The sequence below is a fragment of the Bacteroidota bacterium genome, from assembly GCA_018831055.1.
In the GTDB taxonomy this organism is placed as follows: domain Bacteria; phylum Bacteroidota; class Bacteroidia; order Bacteroidales; family B18-G4; genus M55B132.
This window is the reverse complement of record JAHJRE010000061.1, coordinates 1-15967: the sequence shown is the minus strand read 5'-3', so window position 1 is coordinate 15967 and position 15967 is coordinate 1. Positions and strand designations below refer to the sequence as shown.

The 15967-nt window shown below is 43.6% G+C and carries 17 protein-coding genes; 11 read left to right on the top strand and 6 right to left on the bottom strand.

The features are described 5' to 3' along the window. Positions 1 to 60 precede the first annotated feature (60 nt). Positions 61 to 2199, bottom strand: a complete 2139-nt coding sequence (locus tag KKA81_03700; protein MBU2650016.1) for a hypothetical protein — start codon at positions 2197 to 2199, stop codon at positions 61 to 63. Positions 2200 to 2435: 236 nt separating this feature from the next. Between KKA81_03700 and KKA81_03695 the strand changes: the two genes are divergently transcribed. Then, complete coding sequence (locus KKA81_03695; GenBank protein ID MBU2650015.1) at positions 2436 to 2837, top strand: protease inhibitor I42 family protein; 402 nt, start codon at positions 2436 to 2438, stop codon at positions 2835 to 2837. A gap of 2 nt (positions 2838 to 2839) precedes the next feature. Here the strand turns inward: KKA81_03695 and KKA81_03690 are convergent, their stop codons facing one another. The 4 genes from KKA81_03690 to KKA81_03675 are packed head-to-tail and all read right to left on the bottom strand — an operon-like array spanning position 2840 to position 5515. After that, positions 2840 to 3685 carry an aminotransferase class IV gene (locus tag KKA81_03690; GenBank protein ID MBU2650014.1) on the bottom strand — a complete coding sequence of 282 codons (846 nt, stop codon included), beginning with the start codon at positions 3683 to 3685 and terminating at the stop codon, positions 2840 to 2842. Further along, positions 3663 to 4229: a GNAT family N-acetyltransferase gene (locus KKA81_03685; protein ID MBU2650013.1), complete on the bottom strand. Its 567-nt coding sequence runs from the start codon at positions 4227 to 4229 to the stop codon at positions 3663 to 3665. Before KKA81_03685 ends, KKA81_03690 begins: the two co-directional genes overlap by 23 nt. A 15-nt stretch (positions 4230 to 4244) precedes the next feature. Continuing rightward, complete coding sequence (locus KKA81_03680) at positions 4245 to 4484, bottom strand: DUF2007 domain-containing protein (protein ID MBU2650012.1); 240 nt, start codon at positions 4482 to 4484, stop codon at positions 4245 to 4247. Further along, on the bottom strand, positions 4481 to 5515 hold the full coding sequence (locus KKA81_03675; protein MBU2650011.1) for a DMT family transporter: 1035 nt from the start codon (positions 5513 to 5515) through the stop codon (positions 4481 to 4483). The genes KKA81_03680 and KKA81_03675 overlap by 4 nt, the downstream gene beginning before the upstream one ends. 148 nt (positions 5516 to 5663) lie before the next feature. On the opposite strand from KKA81_03675, the gene KKA81_03670 reads away from it, so the two are divergent. The 5 genes from KKA81_03670 to hydF all read left to right on the top strand — a co-directional run bounded on the left by KKA81_03670 (position 5664) and on the right by hydF (position 10874). Next, the gene (locus tag KKA81_03670) at positions 5664 to 6542 is read left to right on the top strand and encodes a zinc ABC transporter substrate-binding protein (GenBank protein MBU2650010.1); all 879 of its coding nucleotides are present in this window, start codon (positions 5664 to 5666) and stop codon (positions 6540 to 6542) included. 1 nt (position 6543) lies between these two features. Then, positions 6544 to 7290 carry an ATP-binding cassette domain-containing protein gene (locus tag KKA81_03665; protein ID MBU2650009.1) on the top strand — a complete coding sequence of 249 codons (747 nt, stop codon included), beginning with the start codon at positions 6544 to 6546 and terminating at the stop codon, positions 7288 to 7290. Then, entirely contained in the window at positions 7290 to 8102 is an 813-nt protein-coding gene (locus KKA81_03660) for a metal ABC transporter permease (GenBank protein MBU2650008.1), read from the top strand. The genes KKA81_03665 and KKA81_03660 overlap by 1 nt, the downstream gene beginning before the upstream one ends. Positions 8103 to 8409: 307 nt before the next feature. Continuing rightward, the gene (locus KKA81_03655; GenBank protein MBU2650007.1) at positions 8410 to 9423 is read left to right on the top strand and encodes an SDR family NAD(P)-dependent oxidoreductase; all 1014 of its coding nucleotides are present in this window, start codon (positions 8410 to 8412) and stop codon (positions 9421 to 9423) included. Positions 9424 to 9662: 239 nt separating this feature from the next. Then, a complete protein-coding gene (gene hydF, locus KKA81_03650; protein MBU2650006.1) occupies positions 9663 to 10874 on the top strand; it encodes a [FeFe] hydrogenase H-cluster maturation GTPase HydF in 1212 nt (403 codons plus the stop codon). A 149-nt stretch (positions 10875 to 11023) separates the two neighbouring features. Here the strand turns inward: hydF and KKA81_03645 are convergent, their stop codons facing one another. After that, positions 11024 to 11806 carry a methyltransferase domain-containing protein gene (locus tag KKA81_03645; protein MBU2650005.1) on the bottom strand — a complete coding sequence of 261 codons (783 nt, stop codon included), beginning with the start codon at positions 11804 to 11806 and terminating at the stop codon, positions 11024 to 11026. Between the two features lie 272 nt (positions 11807 to 12078). Here KKA81_03645 and KKA81_03640 point away from each other — a divergent pair, with 272 nt between their 5' ends. Genes KKA81_03640 through KKA81_03620 form a run of 5 tightly spaced genes read left to right on the top strand, consistent with a single transcriptional unit; the run spans position 12079 to position 15871 of the window. Beyond that, positions 12079 to 12594, top strand: coding sequence for a nitroreductase family protein (locus KKA81_03640; GenBank protein MBU2650004.1), 516 nt, complete (start codon positions 12079 to 12081; stop codon positions 12592 to 12594). 5 nt (positions 12595 to 12599) lie between these two features. Further along, positions 12600 to 13169: a D-sedoheptulose 7-phosphate isomerase gene (locus KKA81_03635; protein MBU2650003.1), complete on the top strand. Its 570-nt coding sequence runs from the start codon at positions 12600 to 12602 to the stop codon at positions 13167 to 13169. Beyond that, positions 13166 to 13873, top strand: coding sequence for a nucleotidyltransferase family protein (locus tag KKA81_03630; GenBank protein ID MBU2650002.1), 708 nt, complete (start codon positions 13166 to 13168; stop codon positions 13871 to 13873). The genes KKA81_03635 and KKA81_03630 overlap by 4 nt, the downstream gene beginning before the upstream one ends. After that, positions 13833 to 14417, top strand: a complete 585-nt coding sequence (locus KKA81_03625) for an HAD-IIIA family hydrolase (protein ID MBU2650001.1) — start codon at positions 13833 to 13835, stop codon at positions 14415 to 14417. The genes KKA81_03630 and KKA81_03625 overlap by 41 nt, the downstream gene beginning before the upstream one ends. Continuing rightward, on the top strand, positions 14414 to 15871 hold the full coding sequence (locus KKA81_03620; GenBank protein MBU2650000.1) for a sodium:solute symporter: 1458 nt from the start codon (positions 14414 to 14416) through the stop codon (positions 15869 to 15871). The genes KKA81_03625 and KKA81_03620 overlap by 4 nt, the downstream gene beginning before the upstream one ends. Positions 15872 to 15967 lie beyond the last annotated feature (96 nt).

Genomic DNA, 15967 nt, shown 5'->3' with positions numbered 1-15967 from the left:
CAACTCTAAACTTCCCAGTACCCAGCCCCCATTACCCAACCCCCAGTACCCAGCCCCCAGTTATTCATTCATCTCCATTATCACCCTCCCCATAATCGCATCCCATATATAATTGGGCGGGCAGTTGAGCACTTCGTTATCCGGACTGTAAGATTCCCAGAAATTATGATTTTTTGACAGTTGGATGGATACGGCATCCAGCATCTTTCCACCCAGTTCGTTGGCGAGGTCATCATATCCGTAATTCAGCAATCCGCGAAAAACCATGTAATCCCATAACAGCCAAACGGGGCCGTTCCATTTGCAGCAGTAATCTACATTCGGACTATACCATGGATCATCTGCTGTCAGGGTGGGGACACCGTATTTTCGCCAGAACTTATCCGGATCGGTCAGGGTTTTCACCAGGATATCAGCCCTTTCCGGAGAAACAGATTTCGACCACAGCGGCAGGAAACCGATGATCTCTTGCCGGCGCAAGTCACGGGTCATGAACATAAAACTATGGTCATCTTTATCCACAGAATAAAAGAATCCGCTTTCCTCATCCCACATCACTTCATTGATCTTTTCCGACAGCTTATCGGCTTCCTTTTCCCAACGGGCAGCCTCTTTTTTCTTTCCCAATTCAGTGGCCATATATCCCAGATGCCTCATCTCATTGACGATCATCAAACTAAGATCGAGGCATTCCAGTTCATCGGAAATATCTTCCTTATCCACATCCAGGTAGCGTTCGGCCGAGACCTGAAACACGGCATTATACCAGTCGCGAACATTCTCAATAATGCCATAGGGGCCCCATTCGTATAATCCATCCTGGTCGGTATCACGGTTTTTTTGCAGCCATTCGAGGTATTTTGTTCCCGAAACATAGGCATCTTCCAGGAATTGTTGGTCACGTCCTGCCAGGTAAACCTCCCAGTTTATCCAGGAATAGAATGGAGCGGAAGTGGTCGGCATGTCTTTATGAGGATAGGTCTGGGCTCCTCTTGGGCCATGACGGTATGCGATGAGTCCGTCGTCGCCCTGTTGCTCCATGTATACACGCTGGCTTTCCTGGGCTGAAAAAGGATCTAAGTAAGCATAGGCCAGCATACTCAGCGACTCGTGCAGCACCTGGTGGCCATGCCCCCAACCCCATAGAGGCTCGCGGGAAAACACATAGAAATTGTAGGATGTCTCACCTGCAGGTGGCAGCATACAGCCCCTGGCAAGGTTCATGGCACCCAGGTATATCATCTTTTCCCTGGGGGATCGGAAATCAGGACGAGGCAGGTTAAGGTATAATGCCGCGTTACGGTCGAAATAAGGCTGGATCGGAAGGTTATTCAACGTGCTGATCTCATCCTGTAATGACTTTGTGTCTTCCGACTCATCCTGCATACCCCTGAAAAACCGGATGTTATAATAAGAGCCAGGCTCCAGGCTAAACTTCCCGTGCAAAGCAGTAAAACGAACATACCCTGAATCCTGCAGATTAAGCGAATCACAGCGGTCTTCCGAGTAAAAGTCGGTCTTAATGGTATTGTAAAAATCATCCATATCCCCAGTGTATCCACCGTAGGAATAGGGTGTAACATCCATGGTAAAGATGTCGGTCCAATGTGTCGGATAACCTCCTTTTGCATAAAGGTTACTGATCAACCGTTTTCTGGTTTCGTAATGTCCCAGGATGTATTCACCACCATCTGCCTGCCTGATAAGAAGCGAATCCTTATCGAAATACAAAACCGGGTAGAGCTCGATCTCTACCTTTTCACTACCCGTATTCCGGATAAAGAGGTTGACCATGGCGATTTTTGAGCTGTATACGAAAAACGTCTCTTCCGCTTCTATCCCTGGCCAGGGAGAATAGTTGGTCACTGCCATATCGGAAAAAGATGCCTTCACAATAGGTTTGCTATGGTATTCTCCCGAATTGCGGATAACAACCTGGTTTACCTTCCACAGGCAAAACATTTTGCCCGATTGATCGGATTCATAACTAACCGGCAGGCAATTGGAATAATAATCCATCTTATAACCTTTATCGCCATAGAGCCTTGATCTTTCCATCGCGGCCGTGTATGTCGTATAAAGGGGATCGTTCTGTCCGGCATCAATTTGCAGGAAGGGGTCTTCAATAATAATAGGCTGTGTTGTTGCATCCAGGAAAGCCAGTATAAAGAGGGATAATAATAAGAAAGTTGGTTTCATATCACTTTAATTAATCAAAGCTAATTTAAGAAATAATGAGTATCGGGAAACATTAACAAAAAGTTGCAGGTTGCAGGTTGCAGGTTGCAAGCGACAACTCATCACTCATCACCCACACCCAGACTACCTGCAGCCTGAAACCTGAAACGTGCCACCTGTATCTTAATATTAATCATCCCCGATGCTATTATAACAAATTGTTGTACATTTGAAAGGAACAAGGAAGATTGTACATAATGAAAAAGACTTTACTTTTTGCCCTGATTATGATGGTAGTAGCAGGAATATCTTCCTGCATGGGTCCTTTAACGGAAAGCGATAATGGCCGGACCATCGAGCTCAGCGAGTTAACTCCTTTTGATGTTGTTTTGAAAGGGTTTCCTGACAGCCCCTTGGTTTGGAAGGCTATCTCCTACGACAGCACGGTCATCAAATTCCTGGGACCTGCACGCATCATGGAATTTAATGAAAATGGTAAGCCTATTAAATCTTTCCAGTTTGAATTTCAGACCATTTCTTCCGGAGAAACCATACTTCAAATGGCTTTATTACCTCCTGATGACATGGAAGCCATTCCTGCAAAAACATTTGAGATAAGAGTTATTTCGGGTACGATGGGGAGGATAGAAGCCCAATAGCCTTAATCCCAGGCATGGAAGTCTTGTAAATCCATCTCAATGAGTTTGTTGTAATCCTGGCTGATCGTATTGGTGATGGGATTATTCACAGAAAATATCGTATTGCCGATACTTCGAAGAGGCAGAACCTTGGGAGAGGTTGCTGTAATAAAAGCTGATTCGAAGGAGCTTATGGATGAGAGAGGAATAGTCTGTTCATGAAGAGGGATATGGCGCTTTTCGCAAATATCAATGATCTTTTGCCGTGTTATACCGGGGAGCACTTCGGAAAGGGGAGGGGTAAATACCTCTTTTCCTGAAATAAAGAAAATATTGGAACGGCTACCTTCTGTGATATCTTCATTCCGGTTTACCAGGATGACTTCATAGTACCCACCTTCCTGCATATGTTGTCTCGAGGCTTTGCGCAGGGCCATATTTACCAGTTTGACATTGGGGTCAGGGCGTTCGGCGTAATGTATCCCTACCGGAACGCCCTTTGCATATTCTTCTGCTTGAGGGTATTTATGGCAATCATAGAAAAAAATATAATCATTATTACCATTCAAAGTCCTGAAAACAAGCTTCATATTCCCATTAACCAGGGAATTAATATCACAAAGGGTTTTCATCGACTGAACAATAGCATTCTTAGGGGGTAGGATATCCAATTGAGATAATTCTGCCGAACGTTGAAGTCTGTCGAGGTGTTCTTCCAGGAACAACGGTTTGCGTTGAATAATGCGTATTACTTCATAAAGTGATTTTCCGGAGGTAAGAAAATCCTGTTGGAAGTCATTAACCGGATAAGCTTGCTGGTTATACAAAAAGTAATCGCCTATGCAATCAGTGTTTCCTGTTATTGACATGTATCTTAAGCCATTCCTTTTTTAACATGCTGTAGATTTTCAGGTCGACAAATTTTCTATTTAGGAATTCGCCTTCCCTTTCTATTCCCTCGAAAGTAAACTGCAATTGTTTGGGGATGTTGCAACTACGAACATTTTCGACACTGCAGCGGATGAAAACCTTGTTAAGTCCAAGGTCTTCAAAGGCATATTGGATCAGGGCCTTGCAGGAACGCATCATGATTCCTTTGCCGGCATAGCGTTTGGTAAGCCAGTAACCAATTTCTGCTTTTCTATTAAAAGTGTCTATTTCCTTAAGTGTAACAATACCTGCAAATTCCTCATTAAAACGGATTTCAAAGGATTCGTCGTGTTTAGGGCATTTTTTATCGTTAACCTGTCGAATATAGCGCTGTACATCTTCTATACCCTGAGTTTCGGGAACCCAGGGAAGCCATTCTTCAAGAAATGACCTTGATTCTTCAACATTACGAAAGATCTCTTCTGCGGATTTCAGTCTCAGACTTATCATTTCGATATCCGCATCCACGGCAATTCTATGCATTGCGAGACGTTTAAGTTATTTCAGGGAATTTTTATAATCATCGGCAATTTTGCTGGCTTTTTCAAAATCTTCTTCCATCACATAAACCAGACCGGCATCTTCCTGGGCACCGGAAACCCATCCGGCTTTAAGGCTTTCTTCAAGAGTATCCCTGAGCATAGCATCAATTCCGTTTTCCTGGAGAATGGTAATGAGATAGTTAGCGTCCAGCACGGAACCTGTATATACAAGTTTAAGTTTTTCATGTTCAGTCATAACGATTTTTTTTGGTTGTTTTCGAAGTTAAGCATTTTTTCCTTTCGTGCAGCACGGGAATTGCTTAAATTCAGGTTTACAATGGAAAAAATCAGAACAGCTGCTGATATCCATTGAATTGCAGAAAGGACCTGATGGTTGATGAGATAGTCCAATATGATAGCAGACACGGGGAAAAACAACTCACATATGGTTGATATGATTGCCCTCACCTTACGTAATCCGTAATAATAGAGGAAAATGGCCCCCGAACCCGTTGTAAATGCAATGATGAGAAAATAAAGCCAGTTCCTTGGCGTAACTTCCCCAAAACTATTGATCAGACCGGCTGCAAGAACATAAATAAGCATAAAAAGCGAGGTAAAACCATATCGATAAAACGTGGCTGTATAGAAAGAATAATTACCCAGCACCTTTTTGCTAAGCACGGTGGAACTTCCGAAAGCGAAAGCTGCCAACAAAGAAAAGAGAGCCGCATAAACCGTTTTTTCCCCACTTTGAAGATCGGGCAGTCGTGTCCCGAAAGTCAGGAAATAACTTGCCACTATTGCAATTGAGGCCCAAACCAGATAATATCTCTTCAGTTTTTCCTTCAGGATGATGGTTGCAAGCGCAATGGCAAAAACCGGTTGAAGCTTTTGAAGCAGAATGACTATGGTAAGTTTTTTAAACTCAACCAGGAAAAGCGCTTTAACCACGGCTATGGTTCCTATGGCGCCACCGGTAAGAGCTATTGCAATAAACAGAAACAGATCGGCTGATGGGAATTCTCTCAGATAACGATACTGACGATACATGAACGTATTCATGATCAGAAAAGGAATGGCATGGAGCATGAAAACCACAAAGGCTACATCAAGATTATATAAAGCAGGTGTGAGAACTATTCCATCAACCCCCCATAATATAGCCGCAATGCTGATGGCAATCGCACCCGTGATCTTACTCCGCTGCTCGTTCGAAAAATTCAATCCCCAAAATGTTTTAAGCCTGCAAATATCGGAATTTTTTTCTTCGATCTCCGATCTCATTCTCCGATCTCATTCTCCGATCTCATTCTCCGATCTCCGATCTCCGATCTTAGATCATATTACAACTTTTCTACTTCTCACCTGTTTACTTCCTGTATTTAGCATTAATTTTACTTCATCATACTACGATCAGTTAATACAAGAAATTATGAAGAATTCTATATTGCTTTTACTTTTCCTTGTTATAGCCTATTCCTGTAGCAATACTCAAAAACAAGACGACGGAAATCTTAATTTGGTAGTAAGTATATTACCGCAGAAGTATTTTCTGGAAAAAATCGCCGGAGATAAGGCTGTTGATATCACGGTGATGATACCTCCCGGGGTAAGTCCAGCCATTTATGATCCCACACCGAAACAAATAGCAAAGCTTTCGGATGCTGATATTTATTTTATGATTGGACATATCGGCTATGAGAATGCATGGATTTCCGAATTGAAGAAAAACAATCCGGAGTTGAAATTTATCAATGTATCTGAAGGTATTCCGCTGATCCATGGAGGACATAGCCACGGAGAAGAAGACCATGAAGAGCATGGTGTGGACCCGCATACATGGATGTCGCCAAGAAATGTCATGATCATCGCGCAGAATATATACAAGTCACTTGTTGAACAAGATCCGGATAATCAGTTGTATTATGCCGGAAATTATAACTCATTCCTGAAAGAATTGAAAGTTCTTGACAGTACTTATCAGGCAGATCTCAACAGTTTGCCGGGGCGAACCTTTTTCATTTATCACCCGGCGCTTACGTACTTTGCCAGGGATTACGGATTGGAACAGGTTTCGGTTGAAAAAGAAGGCAAGGAACCCTCGGTGAAGTACATGGCAGATATTGTTTCCCTCGCAAGGGAGAAAAATATTAAGATTATCTTTGTGCAAAGGGAGTTTGATACCGAACATGCTGCCACTGTTGCAGAGGAAGCGGGGGCTGGGTTGGTTGTCATCGATCCGCTCGCGGAAGATTGGAATGAGGGGATAAATCATATTGTCAGTGAATTGAAAAATGCTCTGAGCCAGTAAAATGAAACAAAAAATTCTGGAAGTCAGATCCCTCGATGTATCCTATAATGGCTACAAAGCCCTTCAGGATGTCAACCTTGACGTTTATGACCATGATTTCATTGGTATTATAGGACCAAATGGAGGTGGTAAAACCACTTTGGTAAAAAGCATCCTGGGACTGATCAAGCCATCCAAGGGGAGTATAGGATACCTGTTTGATCAGGAAAAAAGCCCTATAGGTTACCTTCCACAGATACATCAGTTTGATTTTCGTTTTCCCATGTCGGTTCTAGAAGTAGTACTTTCCGGCATGAGCAACAATCGTTTCTTTCCAAACAGGATCAGGAAAGAACATAAAGAGAAAGCACATTCTCTTTTACAGGAAATGGGAATAGTTGACTTAAGCCGCAAACCCATCGGGGAACTCTCAGGTGGTCAGATGCAAAGGGTTTTCTTGTGCCGGGCCATTATTTCCGGTCCTAAGCTTCTTATTCTTGACGAACCCAACACCTTCGTAGATGCTAAATTTGAGCACGATCTGTATAAAAACCTTGTGAAGTTGAACCAACACATGGCTATCCTTCTCGTATCCCATGATGTGGGAACGATTTCCTATTATATAAGGAGTATTGCCTGCGTGAACCGTAAGCTGCATTACCATGATTCCAACAAAATCACGAACGACCAGCTTGCCTCATACGACTGTCCCATTCAAATCATTACCCATGGTCATGTGCCACATACTGTACTTAAAGATCATTCATAATGGAAACTTTTATAGGGGAAATCTGGAGTTTTGGTTTTTTCAGGATGTCGATGATCACAGCGGTTTTAACGGCTATTTCCTGCGGCATTATGGGGACCTACATTGTAACACGCCGCATTGTTTTTATTAGTGGTGGTTTGACCCATGCATCCTTTGGAGGGATAGGATTAGGTTACTTTCTGGGAATCAATCCAATTCTCGGAGCAGCCGGTTTTGCTGTTCTTTCTGCACTGGGTATTGAATATGCTTCCAGGAGGATATCCATAAGGGAAGATTCCGCTATAGCCATCCTATGGTCGTTTGGAATGGCAATTGGGATCATTTTTATTTTTATTACCCCGGGTTATGCTCCAAATCTTATGACCTATCTGTTTGGAAGCATTCTTACGGTATCAAATACGGATCTTTGGATGCTAACCCTTCTGGTGGTCCTTATACTATCCTATTTCTTTTTGTTCTATCGCTACATTTTGTATGTTGCTTTTGATGAAAGTTATGCAATTACCCGCAGGATTCCTGTTACGTTTATAAAATACTCTATGATGGTGATGCTGGCTCTGACGATAGTATTCAATATCCGGGTTGTAGGCATCATTCTGGTACTTTCACTGCTCACCATCCCTCAAAGCATCGCGACCCTGTTCACCGGCAATTTTTACCGTATGATGATTCTTTCCATACTATTCGGTTTGATTGGGACAGTAAGCGGGCTCATTGCCTCGTATTTCCTGGATATCCCTTCCGGAGCTGCAATTATCTTTTTTTTAGTGTTGATGTTCCTGGTAATTAAGGTTATCATGAAGTTAAAATGACGTTTTATCAAACGCTGTCAGGTCCTACGGACGCTGACAGGTTTGGATCGCAGGAGCCAACCCATTACTCAATACTTCACCCTCAAACTCCCTGCAGCCTGTAACCTGCAACTTGCCTAACAGGTTTGGATCGCAGGAGCCAACTCATTACTCAATACTTCACCCTCAAACTCCCTGCACCCTGTAACCTGCAACCTGCCACTAATCTTTATTGCCTTCCGAAACACAATAAAAATTTATTTGCTTTCAAACCGGAAGAATTTCGGTATCATTTTCGTACTTTGCAGAGCAAAGAATAGTAAGTATCATGTCGCACGGAAGATTTGACAATCCTGTTGTTGCAGCAATGGCAGGGTTTTGGGATTTATTCAGGAAGCAGGAGTTTTCTGATCGTTTAACCGGCAGTGACCGTTTCGACGGCAAAACATGCCTGGTCACCGGGGCAAATTCAGGCTTGGGGTTCGCTCTTGCAGTTGAGATGGCCAGGAGAGGGGCGAGAGTGATTATGGCCAACCGCCGTTTGTTAAAAGAAACGGAAAAAAAGGTAAGGGAACGAAGCGGTTCAGATACAGTTGAAGCCCGTTTCCTGGATTTGAGTAAAATAGACACTATCCACGATTTTGTTGACGGGCTTGTAAAAGATGGTATAAAACCGGATGTTTCCATTATGAATGCCGGGGTTGCCCTGCCCAAAGCCAGAAAAACAGAATCAGGCCAGGATGAGATGTTCCTGGTAAATTACCTGTCAAATGTGATGCTTTGTACTTTATTGCTAAATGAAGGAGTAATTTCCAGAAACAATCAGGAAAAGAGTTTTAAACCACGCATCATTTTCATTTCATCGGATTCCCATCAGGGTTCCTCATACATTGATTATAACGAGTTTGGCAGGTTCATAGAACACGGTGTAAGTAAAGGTATAGCAAACTACAGCTATTTCAAGCTGATCCTGAACACTTATGCAACAGAACTTTCCAGGAAGCTTAATGGTAAACAGGTGGATGTGGGGGTTAATGTGATCTGTCCCGGTCCTGTCCATTCCAACATTATCAAAGAAGCTCCGTTTATCCTGAGGGCGATCCTGGGTGCCATTTTCAGAGTTATCTTCCGCTCTCCTGCCAAAGCAGCCCTTCCGGTGGTATACATGGCCATTTCGCCTGATTACGAGGGACGAACCAATGAGTACCAACACATGTTCAAGAGCAAAAAAATGGACCCCAAAGTATACCTTCCCGAAGAAGGAGAGAAGCTTTGGAGACGCTCGTATGAATTATGGGGGGAGATTGACGCAGGGGCAGATGAATTGGACGAAGTAAATTAGGATGCTGGGGACTGGGATGCTGGGGACTGGGAGACTGGGAGACTGGGAGACTGGGAGACTGGGAGACTGGGAGACTGGGGGACTGGGTTTTTGGAGCCAAAGCATGGCAATTTGAGACAATCCAATCAGCACCCCAGTACCCAGCATCCCAGCATCCCAGCACCCCAGCCCCTAGCACCCCAGTCCCCAGCATCCCAGCCTCCTTTCATTTTTCTTACTTTTGCAACAAATTTCCCCATATGACAGTCAAAAAAGGACGTGAAAACAAAATACACATAGGAATTTTTGGCCGGAGGAATAACGGCAAGAGTTCACTCATCAATGCATTGGCTAAACAAAACATTGCCATAGTTTCGGATGTGCCGGGTACAACAACCGATCCGGTGAAGAAATCGATAGAGCTATTCGGGATAGGTCCGGTGATTTTGATTGACACAGCCGGCATAGATGACACGGGTGACCTGGGCAGACTCAGAATAGAAAAAACGGCAGAAGCCTTGAAAATTATTGATCTGGCTATTATCGTTATCACTGCAAATACTGTAGGAGATGAAGAAATAAGCCTTGTAAGCCGCTGTAGAGAATATGGTATCCCTTTCTTTTTTATCCACAACAAAGCAGATCAGGAAGCCATAAGTCATGAAACACAAAGCCAGATTGAAAATGAAACCGGTGCGGTTGTGATGGATTTTTCCTGTATCCGTAAGGATGATCCGGATGCTGTTGCCGACATGATACGGAAGGTGCTTCCGCAGGATTTGCTGCAACGCACTACTATTCTGGGCGATCTGATCCGGCCGGGCGATCTTGTCATGCTGATTACTCCTATTGATTCCGAGGCCCCTGAAGGCAGGATGATATTACCCCAGGTGCAGGTGCTTCGTGATGTGCTGGATCACGACGCCATCGCTATAATCCTGAAAGAAACAGAAATCAAAGGCTTCCTGGATAAAACAGGCATTAAACCTGCCCTTGCAGTAACCGATTCACAGGCTTTCGGTCTGGTAAGTCAATTGATAAGCAACGATATTCCTCTTACCAGTTTTAGTATTCTTCTGGCCAGGCAAAAAGGGGATTTTCTGAATTATTTGCAGGGAACCGGTGCCATTTCGACCCTCAAAGACGGCGACAGGATACTTATGCTTGAATCCTGCACCCATCAGGTTTCCTGCGAAGATATTGGCCGCATCAAATTACCCAAATGGATGCAGGAATTTACCGGGAAGAAACTTCACTTTGATATTGTAGCCGGACTAAGTAATTTGCCTGTGGATATTCATGAATATGCCATGGTAATACAATGCGGTGGATGTGTCATTACCCGCCGGCAAATCCTGAACCGGCTGAAACCCGCCACTGATGCCGGTATCCCCGTCACCAACTACGGACTCGCCATCGCCTATGTTCACGGGATCTTTGACCGGGCAACGGAAATGTTCAGGAAGAAATGAAAAGGGAAAGGGAAAGGGAAAGACTTCAAGTTGCATGTTGCAGGTTGCAGGAGAAAACCCACCACTCGATACTTCACCCTCTAACTCCCTGAAACCTGTAGCCTGAAACCTGCAACCTGTAACCTGCAGCCTGTAACCTGCAGCCTGGTTCACTTCTTCACCACATACACAAGATCCTCTTCCGTAAACGCATCATAGACCATCAGCCCATAACGTTTGACCCGTTCCGGATCCATTCCGGAGATCAAATCCACGATTTCCACTTTAAACCCGCCTGTTTTAAGTCTTTCGGGATAATCCAATCCATATTCCCGTAAGTGGTCGCTTTGTCCGAAATGTTTTTCCCTCTCTGCCGGACTTGTGATGGAAGCATCTTCGTAGGTTTTATCCCTGGATACATTGATCGGGGAGATAATGATACCCCATCCGCCGGGTTTCATAACACGGTACAACTCGTTTAAGGCTTTAATATCGTCTTTTACATGTTCCAGTGTATGATTACAGAAAATGACATCGAAACTGTCGTTATCAAAAGGGATGTTCTGGACATCCAACCTGACTCTGGCCAACGGTGATTCAAGGTCGGCAGAATAGTAGTCGATATTTTTAAGTTTCTGAAAACGCTTGATAAAGCAATATTCAGGAGCGATATGCAATACTTTTGCGGGTTTTTGGAAGAATTCCGTTTTGTTTTTCAGGTACAACCACATTAAACGGTGTCTTTCAAGGGAAAGACAATGAGGGCACAGGGCGTTGTCGCGCATGCGGAAGCGGCCGTAAGGAAGAAATTTCCGGTAATGTGAGCCGCAAACAGGGCATTCAACATTGTTCCCCGGGTAAAAAACACCCATCACCCTGGCGCTTATATGGCTAAAGCGCTGTAAGTACTTCCTGGGAACGTACCTAATTACGAAACCGATAACTTTTTTCATTCTATCAGGTTATGAGGCAAAAATAATATTATTTGGGTTTTTCCATCCTTATGCTGCGTATTGTTGTTATTGTTATTTTTGTTCACAAAAAAATAATATGAGTATTGGGAAACATTAACACAAAGTTACAGGCGACAGGTTGCAAGCGACAACTTATTCACTCATCACCCACACCCAAACTACATGCAGCCTGTAACCTGCAAGCTGCTGCCAGCAACCATAGAGCAGGTTACCTGATATTGATCATTCACGATACTCAAAAAAAATAAAATATGGGTTTTCTTGAAATTGCCAGAAGGCGTTTTGCATCCAGGAAGTATTTAGACAAACCGGTAGAAGAGGATAAGCTGCACCGCATACTGGAAGCAGGACGAATAGCGCCATCTGCTGCCAACTACCAGCCCTGGGAATTCATTATACTTAGGAAGCAAAGAAGCATCCTGTATGAAGTATATAAAAGAGAATGGTTTAAGACAGCCCCCGTCGTCATTGTAATATGCGGTGACCACCTTCATTCCTGGAGGAGGGGTGATGAAAAAGATCATATGGATATCGATGTAGCGATCGCAACAGACCATATGACCCTTGAGGCCGCAGATTTGGGACTTGCCACTTGCTGGGTTTGTAACTTTGATAAAAAGCGTTGCTCAGAAATACTTGGCTTGCCGGAGCATATTGAGCCGGTGGTAATTTTACCACTAGGGTATCCTGCTGACCATAAAGAACCCGACAGGCACGCTAAAGAGCGTAAGTCTCTTTCGGAAATCATTCACATGGAAAAATATTAACTCTAATGATCACTAACAGAATCAGGGAAGCTATAAAAATAAAAGAAAGCATACTGCAGGATAATGATTTGCAGGAATGGATCATGAAAGCGGCCCAAATCTGCATTGGAGCTTTCCGTAAAGAGGGTAAAATATTGCTATGCGGCAACGGAGGCAGTGCTGCCGATGCCCAGCATATTGCTGCCGAGCTTTCCGGAAGGTTTTACTACGACAGACCGCCACTGGATGCTGAAGCCCTTCATGTCAATACATCCTATCTTACCGCCGTTGCAAATGACTACAGTTATGCTGATATTTTTTCCAGGATTATACAAGGACGAGGAAAAGCCGGAGATGTCCTGATAGCTTTTTCCACATCAGGTAACTCTCCCAATGTGTTAAAAGCTCTTGAAACGGCTGCATTAAAAAAAATGTCAACAATAGGTTTTACCGGTGCGGATGGTGGTAAAATGAGGACTTCCTGCGACATTCTCATTCGGGTGCCATCGGAAGATACTGCCAGAATACAGGAAAACCACATTTTTATTGGTCACCTGATATGTGAGATTATAGAAAAAGAACTGTTTCCAAAATGATCAGGGAAGTAATTATTCTTGCCGGCGGACTCGGAACACGGCTTCAAAAGTCAGTCCCTGACCTGCCTAAATCCATGGCTCCGGTCGGGGGACACCCTTTCCTGGAATATCAAATGCAATACCTTGAAGAATGGGGCATAAAGAAGTTTATTCTTGCGGTTGGTCATAAACACGAAATGATCCGGGATTATTTCGGAGATCGGTTTAAAAATGTTGAAATTGTGTATTCCATTGAAGATGATCCGCTCGGGACCGGCGGTGCTATCATGAAGGCTATGCAATTGGCTGATTCGGGACAGGTGCTCGTTGCCAACGGGGATACCTATTTTGATGTGCACCTTAATCGCATGTATAACTTTCATCTTTCACGGACAGCCAAAATTACCATTGCCCTGCATCAAACCGATGACGTCTCACGATATGGAAAGGTGGTAAAAGATGCCGAACATAGGATTACCGGCTTCTTTGAGAAAGGGGAAGACTCAGGGGCAGGATATGTCAATGGAGGAGTTTACCTTATCAACCAAAGCTATTTAGCAGAAATGGAGTTCCCGGTCAGATTTTCATTTGAAAAGGATTTTCTGGAAAAAAGATACAAAAACGATGAATTTTATGGTATGCGTTGTACTGCTTACTTTCTCGACATAGGTATACCTGAAGATTATGAGAGGGCACAGGATGACTTTGAAGGATTATTACATTGATAAAAGCTGGAGTCTGTTTCTCGATCGTGACGGTGTGATCAACCGCCGCCGGTTTATGGATTATGTGCGCACAGGAAAGCAGTTTCGTTTTTTGCCCGGAGTGCCTCAAGCCATTGCCGATCTTTCCGGAGTATTTGGACATATTTTCGTAGTGACCAATCAGCAAGGTATAGGCAAAGGCTTAATGACCGAAGAAAATCTGGCTGAAGTGCATGAAACTATGCTTAAAGGAATACATGAGGCAGGCGGCCGTATCACCCGTGTTTATCACAGTCCTTACCTCGAAAAAGAGAACCATATTTTTCGCAAACCCAGGCCGGGAATGGCACTAAAGGCGCGTGAAGATTTTCAGGAAGTGGAATTCACAAAATCGATTATGGTGGGTGACTCCCTCACAGACATGGAATTCGGCAAAACCCTTGATATGGTTACCGTCTTTATCCATACAAAACGCTTAAAAAATCCGATCCACGATAAGATCGATTTCATTTTTAAATCCCTTTCTGAATTTGCTGCTGAACTTACAGAAAGAGAGCATCTATGACCCCATCGCTTATATTCTTCTGTTTTCTTGTTTATACGGCAATACTTTTTGCTGTAGGTTGGATCACATCACGTCGTGCCGACAATGAAACCTTTTTTATTGGAAACCGGCGCTCTCCCTGGTATGTAGTAGCTTATGGCATGATCGGTGCTTCCTTGTCAGGAGTAACTTTTATCTCCATACCCGGGGATGTTGGTAACACCAGGTTTTCATATATGATGATTGTTTTTGGCTACCTGCTGGGATATGCTGTTATCGCCAATGTTTTGCTACCTCTTTATTACAGATTGAATCTCACTTCGATATATTCATACCTGCAGGAACGTTTTGGCAAAAGTTCATATAAAACCGGTGCATCGTTTTTTCTTCTTTCCAGGATAATAGGAGCTTCTTTCAGGATGTTCCTGGTTGTAAACGTATTGCAGATATTCGTCTTCGATGCCTGGGGGATACCGTTCTGGTCGACCGTGGTGTTTTTCCTGTTGATGATCATGCTTTATACATACAAGGGTGGGATAAGGACCATTGTATGGACCGATATGCTCCAGACAACATTCATGCTTGCCGCTGTGGTTATCACTGTGATTCTTATTGCATCGGAAATGCAATTACCCTTAAGGGGATTGCTCAAACAGGTATTTGAATCGGATTACGCGCAACTCACTTTCACTAACTGGCAGCACAGGCATTTTTATCTGAAGGATTTCTTTGCAGGAACTTTCATTGCCATAGTAATGACAGGCCTCGATCAGGATATGATGCAGAAAAACCTTAGTTGCCGGAATATCCGTGATGCGAAAAAGAATATGTACTGGCTTAGCGCTTCACTTGTCCCCGTAAATTTCATATTCCTTATCCTGGGTGCAGTATTATATCTTTATGCAAGCTACATTAACATTGCAATACCGGCTTTGACAGATGATCTTTTTCCCACCATAGCCCTGAAATACATGACTCCCCTGGCCGGTATCGTCTTTATCATAGGCCTTATAGCCGCCGCGTATTCCAGCGCCGATAGCGCGATGACGGCCCTTACAACTTCATTCACCATCGACATCCTTGGTGTTACCCGGAAAAAAGATTGGGATGAAAAGCGGCGCATGAAAATACGCTATTTTGTACATGCAGGTATTGCCTTTATCATGATGATGGTTATCATCGGATTCAGGGCAATAAACGACCAAAGCGTAATCTCCAAACTTTTTACTCTGGCAGGATATACCTACGGCCCTTTGTTAGGTATTTATGCTTTTGGGCTTTTTACAAGATATAACGTCAAAGATCGTTGGGTACCGGTAATTGCCATCATCTCTCCTGTACTCTGCTATGTCATCAGCATTTTTGACCAGGATATCCTTAGCGGATATAACTTCGGTTTTGAACTGCTCATCCTGAATGGGTTGATAACATTTGCAGGATTGTTGATAATTCGGAGGAGAAATAGCGGTGAGTAATGAAAACTGGGAGATATCTTTATATGTGGTTTCGAGGGGTTATGGGTTATGGGTTATGGGTTATGGGTTATGGGTTATGGGTTATGGGTTATGGGT